The 19,622-nt window shown below is 66.9% G+C and carries 22 protein-coding genes, 1 tRNA gene and 1 pseudogene; 14 read left to right on the plus strand and 10 right to left on the minus strand.

Features of this window, described 5'->3' with window-relative positions; translation table 11 throughout:
• Positions 1-69 precede the first annotated feature (69 nt).
• The 8 genes from E3T34_RS00550 to E3T34_RS16630 all read left to right on the plus strand — a co-directional run bounded on the left by E3T34_RS00550 (position 70) and on the right by E3T34_RS16630 (position 4,444).
• Entirely contained in the window at positions 70-258 is a 189-nt protein-coding gene (locus tag E3T34_RS00550) for a hypothetical protein (protein ID WP_104195104.1), read from the plus strand.
• A gap of 91 nt (positions 259-349) precedes the next feature.
• On the plus strand, positions 350-742 hold the full coding sequence (locus tag E3T34_RS00555; RefSeq protein ID WP_134341811.1) for a hypothetical protein: 393 nt from the start codon (positions 350-352) through the stop codon (positions 740-742).
• Positions 743-886: 144 nt separating this feature from the next.
• A complete protein-coding gene (locus E3T34_RS00560) occupies positions 887-1,351 on the plus strand; it encodes a YdeI family protein (protein ID WP_241977295.1) in 465 nt (154 codons plus the stop codon).
• A gap of 45 nt (positions 1,352-1,396) precedes the next feature.
• The gene (locus E3T34_RS00565) at positions 1,397-2,056 is read left to right on the plus strand and encodes a biotin transporter BioY (RefSeq protein ID WP_134341813.1); all 660 of its coding nucleotides are present in this window, start codon (positions 1,397-1,399) and stop codon (positions 2,054-2,056) included.
• Complete coding sequence (locus E3T34_RS00570; RefSeq protein ID WP_104102835.1) at positions 2,053-2,733, plus strand: energy-coupling factor ABC transporter ATP-binding protein; 681 nt, start codon at positions 2,053-2,055, stop codon at positions 2,731-2,733. Before E3T34_RS00565 ends, E3T34_RS00570 begins: the two co-directional genes overlap by 4 nt.
• Before the next feature lie 24 nt (positions 2,734-2,757).
• Positions 2,758-3,351: an energy-coupling factor transporter transmembrane protein EcfT gene (locus tag E3T34_RS00575; protein ID WP_104102832.1), complete on the plus strand. Its 594-nt coding sequence runs from the start codon at positions 2,758-2,760 to the stop codon at positions 3,349-3,351.
• Positions 3,352-3,451: 100 nt separating this feature from the next.
• Positions 3,452-4,234, plus strand: coding sequence for an alpha/beta hydrolase (locus tag E3T34_RS00580; RefSeq protein ID WP_241977293.1), 783 nt, complete (start codon positions 3,452-3,454; stop codon positions 4,232-4,234).
• A 78-nt stretch (positions 4,235-4,312) separates the two neighbouring features.
• Positions 4,313-4,444: a hypothetical protein gene (locus tag E3T34_RS16630; RefSeq protein WP_255409045.1), complete on the plus strand. Its 132-nt coding sequence runs from the start codon at positions 4,313-4,315 to the stop codon at positions 4,442-4,444.
• Positions 4,445-4,509: 65 nt separating this feature from the next.
• On the opposite strand, the gene E3T34_RS00585 is transcribed toward E3T34_RS16630, so the two are convergent.
• The 4 genes from E3T34_RS00585 to E3T34_RS00600 all read right to left on the minus strand — a co-directional run bounded on the left by E3T34_RS00585 (position 4,510) and on the right by E3T34_RS00600 (position 9,400).
• Positions 4,510-5,406, minus strand: coding sequence for a glycine betaine ABC transporter substrate-binding protein (locus E3T34_RS00585; RefSeq protein ID WP_104102829.1), 897 nt, complete (start codon positions 5,404-5,406; stop codon positions 4,510-4,512).
• Positions 5,407-5,484: 78 nt separating this feature from the next.
• The gene (locus tag E3T34_RS00590) at positions 5,485-6,372 is read right to left on the minus strand and encodes a proline/glycine betaine ABC transporter permease (RefSeq protein WP_104102826.1); all 888 of its coding nucleotides are present in this window, start codon (positions 6,370-6,372) and stop codon (positions 5,485-5,487) included.
• Entirely contained in the window at positions 6,369-7,637 is a 1,269-nt protein-coding gene (locus E3T34_RS00595) for a glycine betaine/L-proline ABC transporter ATP-binding protein (protein WP_233191517.1), read from the minus strand. Before E3T34_RS00595 ends, E3T34_RS00590 begins: the two co-directional genes overlap by 4 nt.
• Positions 7,638-8,020: 383 nt before the next feature.
• Positions 8,021-9,400 carry a cation:dicarboxylate symporter family transporter gene (locus E3T34_RS00600; RefSeq protein WP_104102820.1) on the minus strand — a complete coding sequence of 460 codons (1,380 nt, stop codon included), beginning with the start codon at positions 9,398-9,400 and terminating at the stop codon, positions 8,021-8,023.
• A 148-nt stretch (positions 9,401-9,548) separates the two neighbouring features.
• Between E3T34_RS00600 and E3T34_RS00605 the strand changes: the two genes are divergently transcribed.
• The gene (locus tag E3T34_RS00605; RefSeq protein ID WP_134341814.1) at positions 9,549-11,225 is read left to right on the plus strand and encodes a sensor histidine kinase; all 1,677 of its coding nucleotides are present in this window, start codon (positions 9,549-9,551) and stop codon (positions 11,223-11,225) included.
• Entirely contained in the window at positions 11,218-11,922 is a 705-nt protein-coding gene (locus E3T34_RS00610) for a response regulator (protein WP_134341815.1), read from the plus strand. The genes E3T34_RS00605 and E3T34_RS00610 overlap by 8 nt, the downstream gene beginning before the upstream one ends.
• Before the next feature lie 50 nt (positions 11,923-11,972).
• Here the strand turns inward: E3T34_RS00610 and E3T34_RS00615 are convergent, their stop codons facing one another.
• The 5 genes and pseudogenes from E3T34_RS00615 to E3T34_RS00635 all read right to left on the minus strand — a co-directional run bounded on the left by E3T34_RS00615 (position 11,973) and on the right by E3T34_RS00635 (position 14,613).
• Entirely contained in the window at positions 11,973-12,485 is a 513-nt protein-coding gene (locus E3T34_RS00615) for a DinB family protein (RefSeq protein ID WP_134341816.1), read from the minus strand.
• Positions 12,486-12,621: 136 nt separating this feature from the next.
• Entirely contained in the window at positions 12,622-13,089 is a 468-nt protein-coding gene (locus tag E3T34_RS00620) for a hypothetical protein (protein WP_134341817.1), read from the minus strand.
• 6 nt (positions 13,090-13,095) lie between these two features.
• Positions 13,096-13,800 (minus strand): DUF222 domain-containing protein, encoded by a 705-nt coding sequence (locus E3T34_RS00625; RefSeq protein ID WP_134341818.1) that lies wholly within the window; start codon positions 13,798-13,800, stop codon positions 13,096-13,098.
• A 128-nt stretch (positions 13,801-13,928) separates the two neighbouring features.
• Positions 13,929-14,078: pseudogene (locus E3T34_RS16830) on the minus strand (DapH/DapD/GlmU-related protein); the annotation flags it as partial.
• Positions 14,079-14,537: 459 nt separating this feature from the next.
• Positions 14,538-14,613 (minus strand) — tRNA-Lys (locus tag E3T34_RS00635).
• Between the two features lie 123 nt (positions 14,614-14,736).
• On the opposite strand from E3T34_RS00635, the gene E3T34_RS00640 reads away from it, so the two are divergent.
• The 4 genes from E3T34_RS00640 to E3T34_RS00655 all read left to right on the plus strand — a co-directional run bounded on the left by E3T34_RS00640 (position 14,737) and on the right by E3T34_RS00655 (position 17,868).
• Positions 14,737-15,591, plus strand: coding sequence for an inositol monophosphatase family protein (locus tag E3T34_RS00640; protein WP_134341819.1), 855 nt, complete (start codon positions 14,737-14,739; stop codon positions 15,589-15,591).
• A gap of 3 nt (positions 15,592-15,594) precedes the next feature.
• Positions 15,595-16,146, plus strand: coding sequence for a septum formation family protein (locus E3T34_RS00645; protein ID WP_104102793.1), 552 nt, complete (start codon positions 15,595-15,597; stop codon positions 16,144-16,146).
• A 22-nt stretch (positions 16,147-16,168) separates the two neighbouring features.
• Positions 16,169-16,633 carry an Rrf2 family transcriptional regulator gene (locus E3T34_RS00650; RefSeq protein WP_104102790.1) on the plus strand — a complete coding sequence of 155 codons (465 nt, stop codon included), beginning with the start codon at positions 16,169-16,171 and terminating at the stop codon, positions 16,631-16,633.
• Positions 16,634-16,704: 71 nt separating this feature from the next.
• Positions 16,705-17,868 carry a globin domain-containing protein gene (locus E3T34_RS00655; protein ID WP_104102787.1) on the plus strand — a complete coding sequence of 388 codons (1,164 nt, stop codon included), beginning with the start codon at positions 16,705-16,707 and terminating at the stop codon, positions 17,866-17,868.
• Between the two features lie 24 nt (positions 17,869-17,892).
• Here E3T34_RS00655 and E3T34_RS00660 read toward each other — a convergent pair whose 3' ends face one another.
• Positions 17,893-19,617 (minus strand): SulP family inorganic anion transporter, encoded by a 1,725-nt coding sequence (locus tag E3T34_RS00660; RefSeq protein WP_134341820.1) that lies wholly within the window; start codon positions 19,615-19,617, stop codon positions 17,893-17,895.
• Positions 19,618-19,622: the final 5 nt, after the last annotated feature.

Genomic DNA, 19,622 nt, shown 5'->3' on the forward strand with positions numbered 1-19,622 from the left:
CGATCGGTCAGATTGTCGGGAAACGTGCAGCCGGGCAACTTCCGGGTAGCGTTAGACGCGGAGGTCTCCATGCGAAAGTTTATTTTCAGCAGTGCCATCATCGGCGTGCTCGCCGGCGGTTGGAACATTCTGAGCGCCACCCGCACCGGTCCGCGCGACTGGCGCCTGGCGCTGATGTGGGTCGGCTGGCTGCTCAGCGCCGCCGTCGCCATCGGAACCGTCATCCAGGATGCCGACGATCGCCGAATCGAGGACTAAGTCCTCCGCTGTCGGCGTGTCAGCGCGGGCCGTAGCGCGCCGCACGGCAAACTGAAGAGTTCACGGGCACGTTAGCCGAAAGGGGCTCCCGATGTTTGGTCGACGACGTCGCGTCGCACCGGTCGCACCGGTCATCCCCCCGCCCGTTCCCGAGCTCAGCGACGCTCTGGTATTCGAGCTCCTGCACACCCAAATCGCTCGTCTCGTCGGCGCCCAAGGCCAGTGGACTCTAATTCCCCGCAGCAGTGACGACACCGACGTGATCTTCCACGATCTGAAGGCGAACCAGATTGCCTCGTCCCTGGCCTCCGTGCTCCGCACCGAGACCGCCGTTCTGCGCGGCGAGGTCACCGCCGAGCCCACCGCGCTCCCCTTCATTCCCGCCCCGATCTCCGTTTGGGCCGAACCGGAGCGGGCGCCGACGGCCACCCTTCCGCGCTTCTCCGCCGCTGCTTCGACGAACAACGCCCGCCTCGTCGCCTGACCCTCGGCCCCGCTTGTTTGCTCGCTCGCTCGGCAACGCGATTATCGTCCACTCCGGGTCAACCTGCATCGGTGACCGCAGTCGGCACTGAGTTCCGGTGCGGATGATCGTCCAGTGCTTGTTGTGCAGGAGCAAAGGGTGAGCATGGCACAGCAGTACTCCGTCGGACGAGCGCATCCGTTTGCAGCTGCGGAAGAAACGCCCCGCGGCACCGGAGACCACCCATCCCAGGCGCTCGAGATCGCGTTGTGCTGCGGCTGGATCGACGGGCAAGTGAACTCTCTCGACGGTTACTTGTCGCAGGCCTTCACTCCCCGCCGAGCCCGCAGCGTGTGGTCACAGCTCAACCGGGACTCAGCCCTCACCCTCATCGCGGAGGGGTGGATGCGTCCCGCCGGGTTCTTCCCGGCGCTCACGTCCCAGAACCGTTTCGCGATCCTGTTCCGCCTCGACGGTACGAAGCAGCCCGAGTCTCGCGCCGCGAAGATTGCGACCTACATCGGCATGCTCGAATGCGGGGAAACGCTCTACCGGCAGAAACCCCGAGACACCCCTGCGTCGGGAGCTTGCCGGACGCGCTCGTATAGAGTTCCGCCGCATTCTTTGTAGGTCTTCTTCAGACTCGCGCTGCCGCGGAATTCTAGATTGAAGATCATGACTTCCAGCCCCCTCATCGCCCGCACCCCGACACCCCGCATCATGAGCGTGCGCGACCTGTCGCAGATCGCCATCTTCGCCGCCCTGATCGCCGCACTCGGACTGCCCGGCGCCCTGAGTATTGGGGCGGTGGCCGTGCCGATCACCTTCCAGACCCTCGGGGTGATGCTGGCCGGGGCGATCCTCGGGGCGCGCAAGGGCTTCTTCGCCGTGCTCCTCCTGCTCGCCCTCGCCGCAGCCGGCCTCCCGCTGCTGTCTGGCGGGCGCGGCGGCATCGTCTGGTTCACCACCTCACCCTCCGCCGGCTACCTCTACGGCTGGCTGCTCGGCGCCCTGGTCATCGGCTACTTGACCGGCCTGCTCCTCCCCCGCTACCGGCTCTGGGCGGCGCTCGGCGCCACCACCCTCGGCGGTATCGTCGTGGTCTACCTGATCGGCGTGCCCGTCACCGCGATCAACCTGGGCCTGCCGCTCTGGGTTGCTCTTGTCGACGCCGCGAAGTTTCTGCCCGGCGACCTGATCAAGGTGGTCGTGACCGTACTGGTGGCCCGCCAGGTTCACAGGGCCTACCCGGGTCTGATCCCGCCGCGCCGCAGCGCCGCTCCCGCGCCCGAGGCCGCCGACGTCACCGCCGGAGCAGTCACGCCCGCATCATGAGCAGGATCGACTTCGACAGCGTCTCGCATGCGTTCGGTGAACGGATGGTGCTGCGGGACATCCGTCTGACCCTCACCGAACAGCGCATCGGCATCGTCGGTGCGAACGGGTCGGGAAAGTCCACCCTCGTGCGCCTGATCAACGGATTGATCAAGCCCGACACCGGAATCGTGAGCGTCGGCGGCCTCGACGTGGCCCGGAACGCCAAGGCGGTGCGCCGGCAGGTCGGCTTCATCTTCACCAACCCGGACAATCAGATCGTGATGCCCACCGTGGCCGAAGACGTCGCCTTCACCCTGCGCCGCCGCGGGCTGACCCCGCTCGAGATCTCGACCCGCACGCGGGCGGCGCTCGAGCGCTTCGGGCTCGACCAGCACGCCGACCATCCGGCGCACCGGCTGTCCGGCGGCCAAAAGCAGTTGCTCGCGCTGGCGGCCGTGCTCGTGGCGGAGCCTGAGATCGTGGTCGCCGACGAGCCGACCACGCTGCTCGACGCACGCAATGCCCGGCGCATCACCGAACTTCTGCTCGGCCTGAGCCAGCAGGTCATCGTGGTCACCCACCAGCTGGACCTGCTCGCCGCCTTCGACCGCGTGATTGTGATCGAGGACGGCCGGGTGGTCGCCGACGGTGCACCGGATGCCGCGCTCGGCGCGTACCGGGAGCTGCTGGCATGATCGGGCCGGCATGATCGGGCCGGCATGATCGGGCTCTATCACCCCGGCCACTCGCTGATCCACCGCGCGCCGATGCTGCTCAAGCTCGTGCTTCTCTCGCTCGCCGTGCTGCTCGTCGGCTCGCTCGGCGAGCTCTGGCAGCTGGGCGCCTGCCTTCTCGGGGTCGCCGCACTGTTCCTGGTGGCGCGGGTGCCGCTGGGCGCGGCGTGGCAGCAGATCGGCCCGATCCTGTGGATTTTGGTGATCGCCGTTCCAGTCCAGGCGCTGTTCGCCGGCTGGACCACGGCCGGCCTGATGGCCGGGCGGCTACTGATCGCCGTGGCGCTGGCGGCGCTGTTCACCGTGACGACCACGGTCACGGCCGTGCTTGAGGGCTTTCAGAAGCTTCTGCGACCGTTCCGTCGCTGGGTCGACGCCGACCGGGTCGGCCTCCTCCTCGCCCTCACCCTGCGGTGCATCCCGCTCGTCACCGAGATCGTGTCCGAGGTGATCGAGGCCCGTCGGGCGCGCGGCACCCAGGGTTCACTGCTCGCCCTGGCCGTGCCGGTGGTCGTGCGCTCGCTCTATGCCGCGGATGCGATCGGTGAGGCTCTGGCCGCCCGCGGTCTCGACGACTGAGGCCGGAGCGGTTCGGCCCCGGCAGGTCGGTTGCGGCTAGGTTGAGACCACCAGCGGTTTCCGGTCTCACCCCGACCGGACAGGCGAGGAGCGGAGCGCGATGATCCAGCCCGGCTGCATGACCGAGGCACGTCGACGAGGACGGCTGCGGCGCGGCATCCGGGCCGGCGGCTGGTGGACCCTGACCGCGTTCTTACTCGTCGTGATCGTGTTCCTTGCCTGGGTGAACACTGTGCGCGTGGCCGATCGGGCCGCGGCGGACGAGGTCTTCGCCAACCCGAACGTGACCGTCACCGACACCCCCACGTCGGTCGTCCTCGCGCCCGCCGACGACGCCGGCTACATCGGCTTGGTCTTCGTTCCCGGTGCCCGGGTTGACCCCTATGCCTACCTCTACAAGCTGGCGGGCACGGTCGAAGACACCGGGGTGACCGTTGTGATCACCAAGCCGGTGCTCAACCTCGCCATCTTCGACCGCCGGACGTTGTCCACCTTCACCGACGCCGTCCCCGACGTCTCCACCTGGTTCGTGGGCGGCCACTCGATCGGCGGCGTGCGAGCCTGCATGCTGGCGGACGATCCCGCGGTGGCAGGGCTGGTGCTGTTCGGCAGCTACTGCGCGGCCGCGCCGGAGCGCACCGATCTGCGGGCCCTCAGCCTCAGCGGGAGCGCCGACGGCCTCAGCACCCCGGAGAAGATCGCCGACAGCGCAGATCTACTTGTGCCCGACACCCGTTTCGTCGAAATCGAAGGAGCCAACCATGCGCGGTTCGGCGACTACGGCGTCGAGAACGGCGACGGTGTTGCCACCATGTCAACGGATGCCGTTGCCGCCGAAATCACCCGCGAGCTCACTGAGTTCCTGACACAGACAACCCCGTAGTCGGCAACCTTCCCCGGTCCGCGGTTGCGATGCACTGAAGCGGCCGGCACCTGACGAACCCGATCGTTGGAGCACGGCGTGAGCACCCTGGTCATCTTCGATTCGACCTCCAAAACCAGGGCAACCATTGCCAGCGTCGCCCCGGCACCCTGCGGGGCGCGGTCGGCCGCCTTCGACACCCGGGGGCGCACATCCGTGCTGCCCCGCTGAGGTGCAAGAAAGGCCCGGGTATCCTTGACCGGGCCTCTCCTGCCGCTCTCGTGTTGTGTTCTGTGTTACGTGGTGGTCAGAGAGTCTACGTACTCCTGGTTCTCGGAGATCCACTTCGCCACGATCGGCTCGTAGTCCTTGCCGTCGTAGTCGACGAACATGGCCTTCTCAAGCGAGTACAGCTTGTCGAGGTCCATGTCGAAGCCCTTGATCCACTCGGTGGCCTGCGGAAAGTCCTCGGCGAAGTCGGACTTGGCGTAGCTGTGGAGCGACTCGGTGTTCTTCAGGGTTCCCTTGGGGTCCTCGAGAGTCTTGATCGGCAGCGAACCGTAGGCCCAGTGCGGCTCCCAGAGGGTGACGACGATGTTCTCGCCGGCCTTGGTGGCCGCGGTCAGCTCGGTGAGCATGGCTGCGGTCGATGAGGTCAGGTATTCCATGTCGTCGAGGCCGTAGGCCGGGATGACCTTCTCAGTGGTGGCCTTGGTCAGGCCGGCTCCGGGTTCGATTCCGACGATGCGGTTGCCGAACTTGTCGGCGTTCCTGGCCAGCTCGTCGAGGGAATCGATGGGGGCATCCTTGTTGACGGCGATGGTCAGGCGGGATTCCTCGTTCCATGCGCCGAGGTCGACGATGTCATCGCCGTACTCCTTCACGTAGGACGCGTGGGTCTCCGGCATCCAGACATCCATGTTGATGTCATAGTCTCCGGTGGAGAGACCCGAGTAGACGGGGGCAACGTCGGCGTATTCCAACTCTGCGTTGTAGCCCTTCTCGTCGAGGATGGCCTTCCACAGTTCGGAGACCGCGACGCCTTCATCCCAGCCGTTGAACACGGCGATGGTGATGTCTTTCTGGTCCTTGTTCCCGTCGCCGACGACGGCGGCCTCGGCCGAGGCGCAGCCGCTGAGTGCGAGGAGCCCAACGGCTCCGAGGGCGATGAGGGACAGTGATCGGTTTTTCATATTGTTTCCTTTCGTGTCGCCTGGTGGGCGACCGGGGCAGAATCAGAAATCAGGAGGTCGTGTGCGTGGCGCACTGACTCAGGCGGCCAGGGCTTGCTGGGCGCGGCGCTTGCGGGCCGACATGATTCGACCGAGCGGGGTGTCGCCGGTGCCGAGTGCGGCGGTCAGGCGGTCAAGGAAGATGGCGAGGATCACCACGGCGAGGCCGGCTTCGAAACCGAGTGCGACGTCGATGCGGTTCAGGCTGGCGACGACATCCGCTCCCAGCCCCCCGGCACCGACCATACCGGCGATGACGACCATCGACAGTGAGAGCATGATGACCTGGTTGATACCCGCCATGATCGTCGGCATCGCCAGCGGAAGCTGGATCTGCCGGAGGATGCGCCAGGGCGAGGCGCCGAAGGCCTGCCCGGCCTCAACCACTTCTCGGTCGACCCCGCGGATGCCCAGCTCGGTGAGGCGGACTCCCGGAGCCATCGCGAAGATGATGGTGGCCACGATTCCGGGCACGACGCCCACGCGGAACAGAATCAGCGCGGGAATCAGGTACACGAAGGCCGGCATGGTTTGCATGAAGTCGAGAATCGGCCGGATGATGTTGGACGCCACCGCGGACTTCGCCGCCAGGATGCCGAGCGGCAGGCTGAGGGCGATCGCGAGCACGCTGGCGACCAGCACCAGTGCGAGGGTGTCCATGGCGTTCTCCCACTGGTCGACGCCGACGACGACGATCAGACCGAGGACGGTACCGACCATGAATTTCCAACCGCGGGTGGCCAGGGCCAGCCCCGCCGAGAGCACGATGATCACCCAGAAGGGCGGCGCCACCAGGAGGAAGTCGACCAGTTCGTAGGCACCGTCGAAGACGGCCCGGATGAAGTCGAATAAGAACCCGAACGTGTCGGTGATCCAGTCGATGAACCCCTCCACGAGGGTACCCAGAGGAAGTCGGAAGTCGTTCACAGGTCGGCTCCTTCCAGAGCGGTGTCGCGGAGGGTTTCGGTGATCACGCTGATGGAAATCGTGGCTGCGGGCTCGATCACGGGCACGTCCCCCGTATTCGTGCTCACGTTGCCGAGCGCGGCCAGCAGGGTCACCCGCGGGATGACGCCGAGCAGACGGTTCTTCTCATCGACCACGGCGATGGCCAGATCACTGCCGACCGAGGGTTCGACCAGGTCGACCAGCGGGGTGTCCGGGTTGACGGAGATCGCATCCGTGCGCACTATCGCGCGCAGATCGGTCTCGCCGGCCTTGACCTGCCCCAGCACGTCGCGATCGCGCACCACACCGGCGAAGGTGCGGTCGCGGTTGAGCACGAAGGTGGCGGAGGTCTGCAGGTCGCGCATGGTGCGGAGCGCAGCTCGGGGACCGCCGGTGATCGTGACCACGGAGCGCACGGGCTCCATCACGCTGGCCGCGGTCAGCACCCGGGCGCGGTCGACATCCTGCACGAACTGAGCGACGTAGTCGTTCGCCGGGTCGGTCAGGATCTCCTCGGGGGTGCCGATCTGAACGATGCGACCATCGCGCATGACCGCGATGCGGTCGCCGAGGAACATGGCCTCGTTGAGATCGTGGGTGATGAAGATGATGGTTTTGCCGAGCTCGGCCTGCAGCTCGATCAACTGCTCCTGCATTTCGCGGCGGATCAGCGGGTCAAGGGCCGAGAACGCCTCATCCATCAGGAGGACGTCGGTGTCGGCGGCGAGAGCCCGGCCGAGGCCGACTCGCTGCTGCATTCCGCCGGAAAGCTCGGACGGCAGGCTGTCGGCCCAGCCGTCGAGCCCGACGAGGCGGATGATGGTGCGCGCCTTGGCGAGCCGCTCCTCGCGGCCCATGCCCTGCACCTCGAGTCCGTAGGCGACGTTGTCGATCACGGTGCGATGCGGTAGCAGGGCAAAGTGCTGGAACACCATGGAAATATTGGTGCGGCGCACCTCGCGCAGCGCGGCGGCGGAGATGCCGGTGATGGCCTGGCCGGCCACCGTCACGCTGCCAGAGGTGGCGTCCAGTAGCCCGTTGAGCATGCGGATCAGGGTGGATTTGCCCGAACCGGACAACCCCATCACCACGAAGATTTCGCCGCGGTGAACCTCGAATGAGGCGTCGATAACGGCGGCGGTGCCCAGCGAGGACACCTCATCGCGGCTGGCTCCCGCGGTTAGCTTCTTGACGAGCTCGTGCGGACGACGCCCGAACGCTTTGTACAGTCGATCTGCCTTCACGGCAATAGTTTCGGTCACGGATTCTCCCGGTGCACGCCGGGCGGGGCCGAATCACGGCCGACGGAACGGATGCACGCTGTGTCGGACGGGTAGGCCGTGACCGGCCTCGACGCGATGGAAAGCGTGGGCTGGGGCGATCATGGGGATCGCATCCGTCATGGCCTCACCATACGAAGCGCCGTACCGATGGGGCCGTGGCTGTACATTCGCGTCCTGGTGAAGGGTCGTAAGACCAGCAGCAAGCCTAACACGGGGGTATTTGCGTCGCAGAAGCAGCGATTTCGACGGTTTCGGGTAGCGGGGAGAACCGGCCCTACCGCAGGCCGCGAGACAGCCGCCGCGGAGCATCCGTGCCGGGTCGCGTTCGACGACCCGGAACGGACTCAGGCCTTGAGCGCCGCGATCTGCGCGGACTTCTCGGTCGCGGCGGCCGTTTCGGCGGCGCTGGGCGCACCGTGGTGGGCGATCATCGTGGTCTCGTCGAACGGCTCGTGACGGTCGAGCACCCGGTCGACCTGGGCACGATCGATCTCCTTGGTCCAGGATCCGATCAGCACGGTGGCGACGGCGTTGCCGGTAAAGTTCGTGAGCGCGCGGGCCTCGGACATGAAGCGGTCGATGCCCACGATGAAGCCGACTCCTTCAAGCAGCTGCGGGGCGTGGGCCTGCAAGCCGGCGGCCAGGGTCGCGATCCCGGCACCGGACACTCCGGCGGCACCCTTGGAGGCGATGATCATGAAGGCGAGGAGCCCGATCTGCTCGCCCAGGGCGAGCGGCTGACCCATGGCCGTGGCGATGAAGAGCGACGCCATGGTCAGGTAGATCGCGGTGCCGTCGAGGTTGAACGAGTATCCGGTGGGAACCGTGACGCCCACGACCGGCTTGGAGACGCCGAGGTGCTCCATCTTGGCGATCAGGCGCGGCAGCGCCGCCTCGGAAGAGGAAGTCGAGAAGATCAGCAGGTACTCTCGGCCGAGATAACGCATCAGCTTGAAGATGCTGATGCCGGTGACGATCTTGAGCAACCCGCCGAGGATGACGACGATGAAGAGCACACAGGTCAGGTAGAAGGCGCCCATCAGGGTGAAGAGGCTGATAACGGCCTGGAAGCCGGTGGCACCGACGACGGCGGCGATCGCACCGAAGGCGCCGATCGGCGCGAGCCACATGACCATGATCAGGATGCGAAAGACCAGGGCCTGCACGTGCGCGATGCCCTCGAGGATCGGCTTGCCGGCGGCTCCCATCTTCTGCAGCGCGAAGCCGGCGATGAGGGCCACCAGCAGGGTCTGCAGGATGTTGCCGGCGGTCAGTGCGGAGAACAGTGTGGTCGGGATGATGCCGAGGAAGAAGTCCGATTCGGCGGCTTCCGGCGGCACGAAGGTGGTCGCGGTGAGATCGAGCCCTGAGCCGGGCTTGATCACGTTGCCCACGACGAGGCCGATCGCCAGGGCGAAGGTGGACATGGTCAGGAAGTAGCCGAGGGCCAGTCCGCCGATCTTGCCGACCGTGGCGGCCTTCGCGATGGAACCGATGCCGAGGATGATCGTGCAGAAGATGATCGGCGAGATCATCATCTTGATCAGGGCGATGAAGATGTCCCCGAGCGGTTTGAGCGAGACGGCGAATCCGCCTGTGCCGCCGAAGAGCAGGCCGACGATGACGCCGAGGATCACCGCGACGATGACCGCCATGTACAGGTAGTGGGACTTGTCAAACTTCTTCGCGGGCTGTGCAGCGCGAGCGCGAGGCAGTGATGCCATAAAAGACTCCTTTGTCTAGTAACTAGGCTGGGGTGAAGCGCTGGTGCGCCCGGACCATCCGTGGTGTGTTTCAGACTGGACGACCGAGGCGCCCGCGTCACTGTTGCGGTCATATTGGTCACGGTCGCGCAAATGGAAGAAGGATGCGATGGGGCAAGGCTGGAGCATTGCGCGCCGCCTGTTCCTGGCGAACGCCCTGGTCATCATGGCGATAACCGTGTTCGCGGGCACCGCGGCCTTCGTGGACGCCCGCGACCGTGGTTTCGTCGCCGCCGAGGAACGGATGCTGTCCGTCGCCAGCGCCATCGCCGACAACCCGCTCGTACTGGATGCCAGCCGCTCGGCCGATCCCAGCGCGGTGCTCCAGCCGTACGCCGAGCGGGTCACCGCCGACGCCACCCTCGACTTCATCACGATCATGGCGCCCGACCGCACCCGCTGGACCCACCCGACCGAGTTGGAGATCGGCCGCCCCTACATCGGTACCGTCACGCCCGCCCTGGCCGGGGAACCGTTCACCGAGGTGACCACGGGCACGCTCGGACCCTCGGTGCGGGCCGTCGTTCCGATCACCGACGAGCAGGGAGCCGTTCAGGGCCTGGTGGCTGCGGGGGTGAAGACGAGCAACCTCTCCATCGCGCTGAGCGCGCGGCTGCCGGCCGTGCTGGGGGTGGCCCTGATGCTGCTAGCCACGGGCACCCTCGCCGCCTGGCTGCTCGGTCGCTATCTGAGCCGGGTCACGCTCGGCTGGGGACCGGAGCAGCTCGCCCAGCTCTTCGTCTACTACGACTCGGTGCTGCATTCGGTGCGGGAGGGTCTCGTACTCGTGACTCTCACGGGCGAGGTCGTGCTCTACAACGATCAGGCTGCCCGGCTGCTGGGCCTGCCGCCGCGCTCACCGACTGAGGGCCGAGCATCCTCCGCCGCCACGCAGAGCCTTGACCATCTCGACCTTCCCCCGGCGCTCGCCGAGCTACTGAAGAGCGGCCGCCCCGCCACCGACGAGATCCACGTCACCGACACGCGCGTGCTGGTCGTCAGCCAGCTGCCGGCACTGAAACCGGGCAGCGGCCGCACCAAACCCGCGCCGATGGGCTGGGTTGCGACCATCCGCGACCACACCGACCTGCAATCAATGGGCAGCGAGCTCCGGTCGATGCGCACCCTCTCGGATGCCCTGCACGCCCAGACCCATGAGCACGCCAACCGGCTTCACACCATCGTGTCCCTGATGGAACTCGGGCGCGGCGCCGAGGCCCTCGATTTCGCCACCAAAGACCTGGAGCTCAGCCAGCAACTCACCGATGACATGCTCGACTCGGTGGACGAACCGGTGCTCAGCGCCCTGCTGATGGGCAAGTTCGCCCAAGCCAGCGAGCTGGGCGTGCTGCTCACGGTTGAGGCGGCCGGAACCCTCGCCGATTCCGGCCTGACGGCGCAGGACCTGGTCACGGTCGTGGGCAACCTGGTCGATAACGCACTCGACGCGGCCGCCGGCGGCGAGGCACCCCGCCGGGTGCACCTCTCGGTCGGCTCCACGCCCTCGTCGGTGGCGATCGAGGTGGCCGACACCGGGCCCGGCGTCGACCCGGACGCCGTGACCGACATCCTCCGCCGCGGTTACAGCACCAAGGAGCCCGGCAGTTTCGGCCGCGGCCTCGGACTGGCGTTGGTGCGGCAGACGGTCAACCGGCTCGGCGGCAGCCTCAGCATCACCCGCCGCGAGGGGGCCGTGTTCACGGTCACCCTCCCCCGGCAGCCGGAGGAGCCCGCTGCGGGCATCGAACCCGACCTCGCGGCGACGATGGGCGGATCGCATGACTGACCGGGACATCCGGGTGCTCGTCGTCGAAGACGAAGCCATTGCGGCCGAGGCGCACGCCGCCTACCTCGGGCGTTTGACCGGTTTCGTGCACGCGGGCACCGTCGGCGACGGCCATTCCGCCCTGCGCGCCCTGGCTACGGCCGTCACCGCGGGGCAGCCCATCGATCTGGTGCTGATGGATATGACCCTGCCCGACCTGCACGGCCTCGACGTGAGCCGACGGATGCGCGCGGCCGGCCTGACCACGGACATCATCGCCATCACGGCGGTGCGCGAACTGCACATCGTGCGCGGCGCCGTGGCGGCCGGCATTGTTCAATACCTGATCAAGCCGTTCACCTATTCGACCTTCGCGCAGAAGCTGGTGCAGTATCGGGACTTTCGGCTTCAGCTGGGCGGCCTGTCCGCGATGACCAGCCAGACCGACGTGGACCTGGCGTTCGCGAGCCTGCGCACGCCCACCGAGCTGCCGCGGCCGAAGGGTCTGTCCGAGGGCACCCTGGGCGCGGTGATCGAGTTCCTGAAGCTGCAAACCGTTCCGGTCTCCTCCAGCGAGGTGATGGAGCAGCTCGGCATTTCTCGGGTGACCGCCCGGCGCTACCTTGAGCATCTGGCCGACACCGGCTCGCTCGAGCGGTCGCCGCGCTACGGCACGCCGGGGCGGCCAGAGAACGAATACGTCTGGAAGCGGCTGTAGCGCGCACGTGCAGTCACGGCCGCGCGGTGAGCACTCCCGGCGTGGCTCTCTCAGCGGCCGGCGCGCTCCGCCAGGCCGCGCACGCAGGCGGCCTGGCCGGCGTGCTGCAGGTCGTCGGAGAGCACGCTGACCAGGCGCACCGCGAGTGTGACCGGCGGGGTCCAGCGGGTGTCGACGACCCGGGAGAAATCTGCCGTGGTGAGAGTGGGCAGCCAGGCGATGGTGCGGGCGTGCACCGCGTCGAGATAGCCGGCCAGAACGGATGCGCCGGCGCGCACCTGCCCAACCTCCTCGGCGGTTTGGCCGTAGCCGGTGGCCGCCCGCGCGAAGGGAAACGCGAACCTGTCGGCCCAGCCGGCGCTGTCCCAGAGCTGGTCCTCGTTCATCAGCTCGGCCAGGTGGTCATCCTGCACCCGGGTCAGGTGCCAGATCAACCACGCGATGCTGTTCGCCTCCGGGTCGGGCCGGAAGGTCAGCAGCTCTTCGTCGGCATCCACGAGCACGACATGCACGATGCTCCGGACACGTGCGTAGGCCTCGGCGATCAGGTAGCTCGACAGCATCGGTTCTCCTTACGCCGAGTGCCTCGTCAGTGCCTCGGTTGGTGGCCCCGATGTGTCCCGCGTCGGAGCCAGAGTAGCCCCGGCTTGCTACCTGGCGGTGGTCGAGCCTGTCGAGGCCCACCGCCCAGCAGCTGGATTACGGTTGCGCCCGTTTGCTCGGGAGTGCGATCAGGGTTTGTTCGGGGTCGACTCCGACCGGCGGCCGGAGCCAGTAGTCGTTACCGGTGCGGATGATGCTCCAGTGCTGATTATGCAACAGCAGGTGGTGCGGGTGGCAGAGCAGTACCCCGTCGGCGGGGTCGGTGTAGCCGTTGTCTTTCACCCATTCGTTAATGTGGTGGGCCTCGCTCCAGGCTGGTGATTTGTCGCAGTCGACCCAGCGGCATCCGCCGTCGCGAACGCCCATTGCGGCCCGCTGGGCTTCGGTGAAGAGGCGTTCGTCGCGGCCGACGTTGATGATGTCGCCGGATTCACTGAACTGGATGCCGCGGGTTCCGGTGTCGCAGAGGAGCCGGTCGATGGTGTCCTGCGAGATCGGGACCGGGTTTCCCTCGATCTGCCCTGCCTGACCCGCCTGACCCGTTTCGAGGGCCGTTCCGGCCACGATCACTCAAACCGACGGGCGGCGGCCACCGAACACCCGCCCCTGGTCGGCCTCACCGGCGATCTTCAGCAGCTGCACGAAGGCATCCGCGGCGATCTGATCCGTGCTGCGCGAGTCATCCTGCAGGCGTTTCGCCCACGCCGCCTTCTCCTTGTCGACGAAACGCACGCCTCCGCGGCGAGGGTCGGTGACCGAATCGAAGACGGAGAGCACGAATTCGCCGTCTTCGGGAGCGAAGAGCCCATTCAGGCGCACCTTGCCGTTTCCCAGCCGGTACACCTTCAGGAACCGGTCGTCGTAGGCCTGCTTCTCCCGAGCGGCAATGCCGGCTTCGTCGAGGCGGTCGCGCATTCGTCTCGCGAGTTTGAAGACGTGGTCCGCGTTCAGAGTTGAGGCCATCATCGAGCCGACCGCGACGAGCTTGAACGCGTCGTTCTTCGTCGAGCCGGTCACCTTCTGGATCAACGCCTGAGGCGAGAGGAACCCCTGCTGCGCGGCCAGACCGGAGTGGCCCGGTTCCAGCCGCGAACGCCGGGCGATGGTCGCCGCCATCCGCGCCGAACGGGTGTCGAGGAGGCGGCGAGCAGCCGCGATCGGCCTCTGACCGGCCAGCACCTCAGCATCGGCGAGGGCCTTATTTTCGGCGAAAACGGAACCGAGGAGGGCGACGGCATCCGTTGCCTGCCTGAGGTCATCCGCGGTGGTTGTCATGTTTCGAAACTAGCAAACATGACATACAGAGTTGAGAGTCTGTCACTTATCTATGGAAGTTTCTAGAAGTCATGTTCGAGGCCTGCGCGGCCACTCCACCCTCTTCCGGTCGGCTAGCCCTCCAGCGACCTGATCAGACGAGCCGGCACGCCACCATGGACGGTGTTGGGCTCGACGTCCTTGGTCACTACACTGCCGGCAGCCACGATTGCCCCGTTGCCGATCGTGACACCGGGCAGGATTGTGGCGAAAGCACCGATCCACGCGCCGTCGCCGACATGGATCGGCTTGGTTACCAGTGGGCCGACTCGGAACTCGCTGGGTCCGATCTCATGCGTACTTGTGACGAAGCGGACGCCCTGGGCCACAGCCGCGCGCCCAATGACCACACGCTCATTTCCGTCGAAGTAGCAGCCCTCATTCACGAACGCGCCGGGTTTTAGAACGACCATTCTGGAGCCAAAGGTGACCCCCTTCAGCACTCTGGAACTTCTGACGTTCATTCCGGCGAGGTGGAGCAGCCGAGACCGATGCGCTCCATTGACGATCAGCGGTGTAGCCAGGAGCCAATTAACGATGATGTCGTGCCAAATTCGCACCGCGTGGGGTCTGTCTTTGGTGGCTCGTGCAGCTCTGATTTTTTCCGCCTGACGATGAAGGTGCTGTTGACTGGATATCAGGCTACCGGGTACAGAAAAGGCCAAGCCTCGTTTGGAACGAGCCTGGCCTTTTTCTGATGGTGCACCCCCCCGGACTTGAACCGGGAACCCACTGATTAAGAGTCAGTTGCTCTGCCAATTGAGCTAGAGGTGCGTGTTTCTCTACTCTCCGACCCAGGGTGACCCGAACCGACTCTAGATACTAACAGCACGATTACCTTCGGCGCCAATCGCGGTACAAACCGGAGAGTCGCGCCAAAATTACTAGTCTTGGTCTGTGACCCAGCCCCAGAAGTACTCCCTCGATGACGACCTCCAGCTCGCGACCGAGCTCGCCGATCTGGCCGACGCGATCTCGCGCGACCGGTTCACCGCGATGGACCTCGTCGTGACGACCAAACCCGACCGCACCCCGGTGACGGATGCCGACCAGGCCGTGGAGCGCGCGATCCGGACCGCCCTGGCCGAGCGGCGCCCGGCCGACGGCATCCTCGGTGAGGAATTCGGCACCGAGGGCACCAGCGTGCGGCAATGGATCATCGATCCGATCGACGGCACAGCCGGTTTCCTGCGCGGCATCCCGATCTGGGGCACTCTGATCGCCCTCGCCGTCGATGGCGATCCGGTGGTGGGGATGGCGAGCTCCCCAGCCCTCGGCAAGCGTTGGTGGGCGCGCACCGGCGGCGGCGCCTGGATGACCGACGAGCGCACGCCGGGCGCCGACCCCGTGCGCCTGGCCGTGTCCGGCGTGGCCAAGCTCGCCGACGCCTCGCTCAGCTACAACAGCATCCAGCAGTGGGACCAGACCGGGCACCTCGACGAGCTGATCACACTGTCCCGCCAGGTCTGGCGCACCCGCGCCTACGGCGACATGTGGTCGTACATGCTCCTCGCCGAGGGTCTGCTCGACATCGTCGCGGAACACGACCTGCAGCCCTACGATCTCGCGGCCCTGGCCCCGATCGTGCAGGAGGCCGGTGGCCGGTTCTCCTCCGCCGACGGCCGGCCCGGCCCCTGGCACGGCAGCGCTCTGGCCACCAACAGCCTGCTGCACGAGCCGGCTCTGCGGGCCCTCGGCTCAGCGACCACCACCACGGATGCACCCGCGTCCCCGAGCGCGCCGACCCGCTAACCGATGATCCCGCCGCGCACGCACCCCGGAACCCTGACCCTGCTGATCGCTGCGGCCAGCGTCCTGACCGCCAGCCTCACCGGCTGCAGCGTGATCGGCGACATGCTGCCGACGCCGGTCCGCAACGTGGCTGCCGTGCCGGCATCCGCTCTCGGAGAGGTCACCGCTGTGGCCGACCTTCTCGTCGGAGACTGCCTGCGTGAGGTTTCGGAGGGACTGGACGTGAACGCATCGATCGTTCCGCGGGTTTCATGCGACGAGAGCCACGAGTTCGAGGTATTCGCCCGGTTCCCGGTGCCGGGCGACGCCTTCCCCGGCGACAACGCCGTGACCGCAGTGGCGGAAACCGGCTGCGGTTCCCTGTTCGAGGACTTCGTGCTGCTCGAGTACCGGGCATCGAGTCTGGATTTCGCCTACCTCACCCCCACGGCGCAGAGCTGGGCCGACGCCGACGTCCTGGCCAGCCCGAACGGCCCGGGCAGCCGCGACGTCTCGTGCCTGATCACCGACCCGGCCGGCGCCGTGACCGGCACCCTGGCCGGCGCATCGCGCTGACCCGCGGCCATACTGTTGACCCATGAGGATCAATGCCTTCTCGGATGTCTCCCTGCGAGCGCTCATGTTCCTGGCGACGCTCCCCGACGGCGAGCTTCAGACCTCGCGGGTCATCGCCGAGGCGGTGGCCACCCCGTACAGCCATGTCAGCAAGGCCGTCATGCGACTCCGCGAGCTGGGACTCGTGGAGTCACTGCGCGGCCGTACCGGCGGAGTGAGGATCAGCCCGGTCGGGCGAACGGCCACCGTGGGCTGGCTGCTGCGCCAACTCGACACCCGCGACGATGTCGCCGACTGTGAGACGCCCCACGGTGACTGTCCGCTCAGTGGCGGCTGTGGACTCCGCGGGGGGCTCCGACGAGCACGGGAGGCGTTCTACGCCGAACTCGACGACCTTGTGATCGCGGCTCTCCCCCATATCGGCTTCCCCGCTCCCGTTGTCCTCACGCTGGCACCCCTGCCGCCGCGCCGCGCCGATCGGGGGTAATGGGATACAACCCGATATTAAGCATTTGAAATGATACTTTTGGGTACGTCCCTCAATTGCTTGGAGTTTGCATGCTATCCACCCAGTCACTGCCCCTCATCAAAGCGACTCTGCCCCTGGTGGGCGAGCGCATGCCCGAGATCGCGAAGAACTTTTACGGCCGGATGCTGACCGCTCACCCCGACCTCTTCGACGGCCTCTTCAGCCGCTCCAACCAGAAAAACGGCTCGCAGCAGCAGGCCCTGGCCGGAAGTATCGCCGTCTTCGCGACCTACCTGGTGCAGAACCCCGACACCACGCCGGAGGCCATGCTCTCCCGCATCGCCCACAAGCACATCTCCCTCTCCATTGCGCCCGAGCAGTACGACATCGTCTACAAGTACCTCTTCGAGGCCATCGCCGAAGAACTCAGCGACGTCATCACGGCCGAGATCGCCGGCGCCTGGACCGAGGTCTACTGGCTGATGGCCCACGCCCTGATCAAGATGGAGAAGGGCCTTTACGCCGGTCTCGCCAGCGACAAGCCGCTCGCCCCCTGGGTCGTCGTGAAGAAGGAAGCGGCCGGCACCGACGCCGTCACATTCACCCTGGAGCCGGCCGACGACACTCCCGTGACGCCTGCCCTGCCGGGCCAGTACGTCAGCGTCACGGCCACCATGCCCGACGGCATCCGCCAGGTGCGCCAGTACTCGCTGTCGGCCGGCACGGCCACGACCCGCGTCTTCACCACCAAGCTCGACGCAGACGGCGAGGTCTCCCCCGTGCTGCACCGTGATGTGCAGGTCGGCGACACGCTCATCCTCTCCGTGCCGTGCGGCGACATCACCCTAGATCAGGGCACCGGCCCGCTGATCCTGGCCTCGGCCGGAATCGGCTGCACGCCCAGCGCATCGATCCTGCGCTCCCTGGTGGACACCGGCTCGAAGCGCGAGGTGCTCGTGCTGCATGCCGAGAGCAACCTCGAACGCTGGGCGCTGCGCGACCAGATGAGCGAAGACATCGCACTGCTGGAAGCAGCAGAGCTCGAACTCTGGCTGGAGATCCCGAGCGAGGGCCACCACGAGGGCTTCATGTCCCTTGAGAACGTGTCGATCCCGACGGATGCCTCGGTGTACCTGTGCGGTCCGCTCCCGTTCATGCGCAGCCTGCGCTCACAGGCGCTGGAGTCCGGTGTGCCGGCCGACCGCATCCACTACGAGATCTTCGGCCCTGACCTCTGGCTTGCCGGCGTCTGATCCGCGCGGAATTTCAGCGCAGCCTCAGTGCTCGTCGCCCCATTCGGTGCCCTCGAGGTCGCCGCGCAATGTGCCGGTGACCTCGTCGACCGCCTCGCCCACGGTGCCCGCGAACCGCTCCGGTGGGAACCGTCGACTGAGACCGTAGTCGCGCAGGTGGTCCTTCACCGGACCCTTCATCTCGGCGAAGATCAGCGTGATCCCGCGTGAGGCGAGGAAATCGTCGAGTTCCAGAAGTTCTTCCACGGCGGTCGTGTCGATCTCTGTGATCGGCTCGGCCGCCAGGATGACCGTGTGCACGTCACTCCCTGCCTCGGTGACGACGCGACGCACGAAGTCGTCGAAAATGCCGCCGTTGGCGAAGAACAGCGGCGCGTCGAAGCGCACGATGACGATGCCGGGCAACCGCTCGCCCTCCGGATGACGGGACAGGTCGTGGTACCCGCGCAGCCCACGGATGCGCCCGAGCTCAGCCCGGTAGGGTCGCCAGGCGTGGCTCACGAATGCCCCGAGGGACAGCACGATCGCCACGCCGATGCCCTCGATCACGCCCACGACCACGACACCGAGGAACGACGCGATGGACAGCGCGGCATCCACTTTGTTCATCCGCACGAGGGCGAGGAACCCCTTCACGTCGATCAGACCGGCGGCCGCGACGATCACGACGGCAGCGATGGTCGCCGAGGGCAGGTAGCCGGTGAGTCCGGGCGCCAGCAGCATAAACACCACGATGAGTGCGGCGCCGACCACGCCCGTGAGCTGGGTTCGTGCGCCCGCGCTCTCGGCAACGGGGGTGCGCGAGGACGACGCCGAAATGGGGAAGCCGCCGAGCAGACCGCCCGCGATGTTCGAGGCGCCGATCGCCGCCATCTCCTGACTCCCGTCGACACTCTCGCCGCGGCGCGCGGCGAACGTGCGCGACAGCACGGCCGTATCGGCGAAGGCGATCAGGGCGACGCCGAGGGCGGGAAGGGCGAGCGCGGCGACATCCGCCCAGACCAGACCGCCGAGCGCCGGAGCGGGCAGTCCCTGCGGCATCGCCCCGACGACGGGTATGGTGCTGTGAAGCCCGGGTACGGCAGTCAGCAGTGTCGCCAGCACGACGGCCACTAGCACGCCGGGGATCCGAGATCTGCCCCAGGACAGACCCACGATGATGAGCAGCGACCCGAGTCCGAAGAGCAACGCGGTGAGGTTGACTTCGCCCCCGGCGACACCGGCCCCGATTGCGATCACGTCGGCAATCGGCGGACCCGAGTCGATCGAAAATCCCAGCAGCGCCGGCAGTTGGGAAATGATCACCAGGAGTCCGAGGGCATTCAGGTAGCCGACCCGGATGGGCTTGGAGAGCAGGTCGGTCACGAATCCGAGGCGGAGCAGTCCGCCCAGCAGGAGGATCAGGCCGACCATGATCGCGAGAAGTCCCGCCAGGGCCACCGCTCGGTCATCGTCGCCGAGGGCAAGCGGCAGGATCACGGCCGCGATGATCGGCGCCAGGGCCGAGTCGGGGCCGAGCACCAGCACGCGAGAGGGGCCGAACAAGGCATATGCCGCCAACGGAATGATCGTGGCGTACAGGCCGGTCTCTGGCGGCAGGCCGGCCACCTCGGCGTAGCCGATGCCCACCGGGATCAGCAAGGCGGTGAGCACAAGCCCCGCTCTCAGGTCAGGGAGCAGCCAGGCGCGCCGGTAGGTGAGCGCGGTATCGACACCCGGCACCCACTTCTTCACCCACGCAGCCGCCATACCGT

It is taken from the genome of Cryobacterium sp. TMT1-62, from assembly GCF_004403145.1.
Lineage (GTDB): Bacteria > Actinomycetota > Actinomycetes > Actinomycetales > Microbacteriaceae > Cryobacterium > Cryobacterium sandaracinum.

Bases quoted from the DNA above. Each gene is read 5' to 3' on its own strand.
- E3T34_RS00575 (WP_104102832.1), top strand. From the start codon at position 2,758: ATGATCGGGCTCTATCACCCCGGCCACTCGCTGATCCACCGCGCGCCG.
- E3T34_RS00650 (WP_104102790.1), top strand. From the start codon at position 16,169: ATGAGGATCAATGCCTTCTCGGATGTCTCCCTGCGAGCGCTCATGTTC.
- E3T34_RS00660 (WP_134341820.1), bottom strand. From the start codon at position 19,617: ATGGCGGCTGCGTGGGTGAAGAAGTGGGTGCCGGGTGTCGATACCGCG.
- E3T34_RS00645 (WP_104102793.1), top strand. From the start codon at position 15,595: ATGATCCCGCCGCGCACGCACCCCGGAACCCTGACCCTGCTGATCGCT.
- E3T34_RS00610 (WP_134341815.1), top strand. From the start codon at position 11,218: ATGACTGACCGGGACATCCGGGTGCTCGTCGTCGAAGACGAAGCCATT.
- E3T34_RS00560 (WP_241977295.1), top strand. From the start codon at position 887: ATGGCACAGCAGTACTCCGTCGGACGAGCGCATCCGTTTGCAGCTGCG.
- E3T34_RS00550 (WP_104195104.1), top strand. From the start codon at position 70: ATGCGAAAGTTTATTTTCAGCAGTGCCATCATCGGCGTGCTCGCCGGC.
- E3T34_RS00605 (WP_134341814.1), top strand. From the start codon at position 9,549: ATGGGGCAAGGCTGGAGCATTGCGCGCCGCCTGTTCCTGGCGAACGCC.
- E3T34_RS00585 (WP_104102829.1), bottom strand. From the start codon at position 5,406: ATGAAAAACCGATCACTGTCCCTCATCGCCCTCGGAGCCGTTGGGCTC.
- E3T34_RS00580 (WP_241977293.1), top strand. From the start codon at position 3,452: ATGATCCAGCCCGGCTGCATGACCGAGGCACGTCGACGAGGACGGCTG.
- E3T34_RS00570 (WP_104102835.1), top strand. From the start codon at position 2,053: ATGAGCAGGATCGACTTCGACAGCGTCTCGCATGCGTTCGGTGAACGG.
- E3T34_RS00655 (WP_104102787.1), top strand. From the start codon at position 16,705: ATGCTATCCACCCAGTCACTGCCCCTCATCAAAGCGACTCTGCCCCTG.
- E3T34_RS00555 (WP_134341811.1), top strand. From the start codon at position 350: ATGTTTGGTCGACGACGTCGCGTCGCACCGGTCGCACCGGTCATCCCC.
- E3T34_RS00565 (WP_134341813.1), top strand. From the start codon at position 1,397: ATGACTTCCAGCCCCCTCATCGCCCGCACCCCGACACCCCGCATCATG.
- E3T34_RS00600 (WP_104102820.1), bottom strand. From the start codon at position 9,400: ATGGCATCACTGCCTCGCGCTCGCGCTGCACAGCCCGCGAAGAAGTTT.
- E3T34_RS00625 (WP_134341818.1), bottom strand. From the start codon at position 13,800: ATGACAACCACCGCGGATGACCTCAGGCAGGCAACGGATGCCGTCGCC.
- E3T34_RS00615 (WP_134341816.1), bottom strand. From the start codon at position 12,485: ATGCTGTCGAGCTACCTGATCGCCGAGGCCTACGCACGTGTCCGGAGC.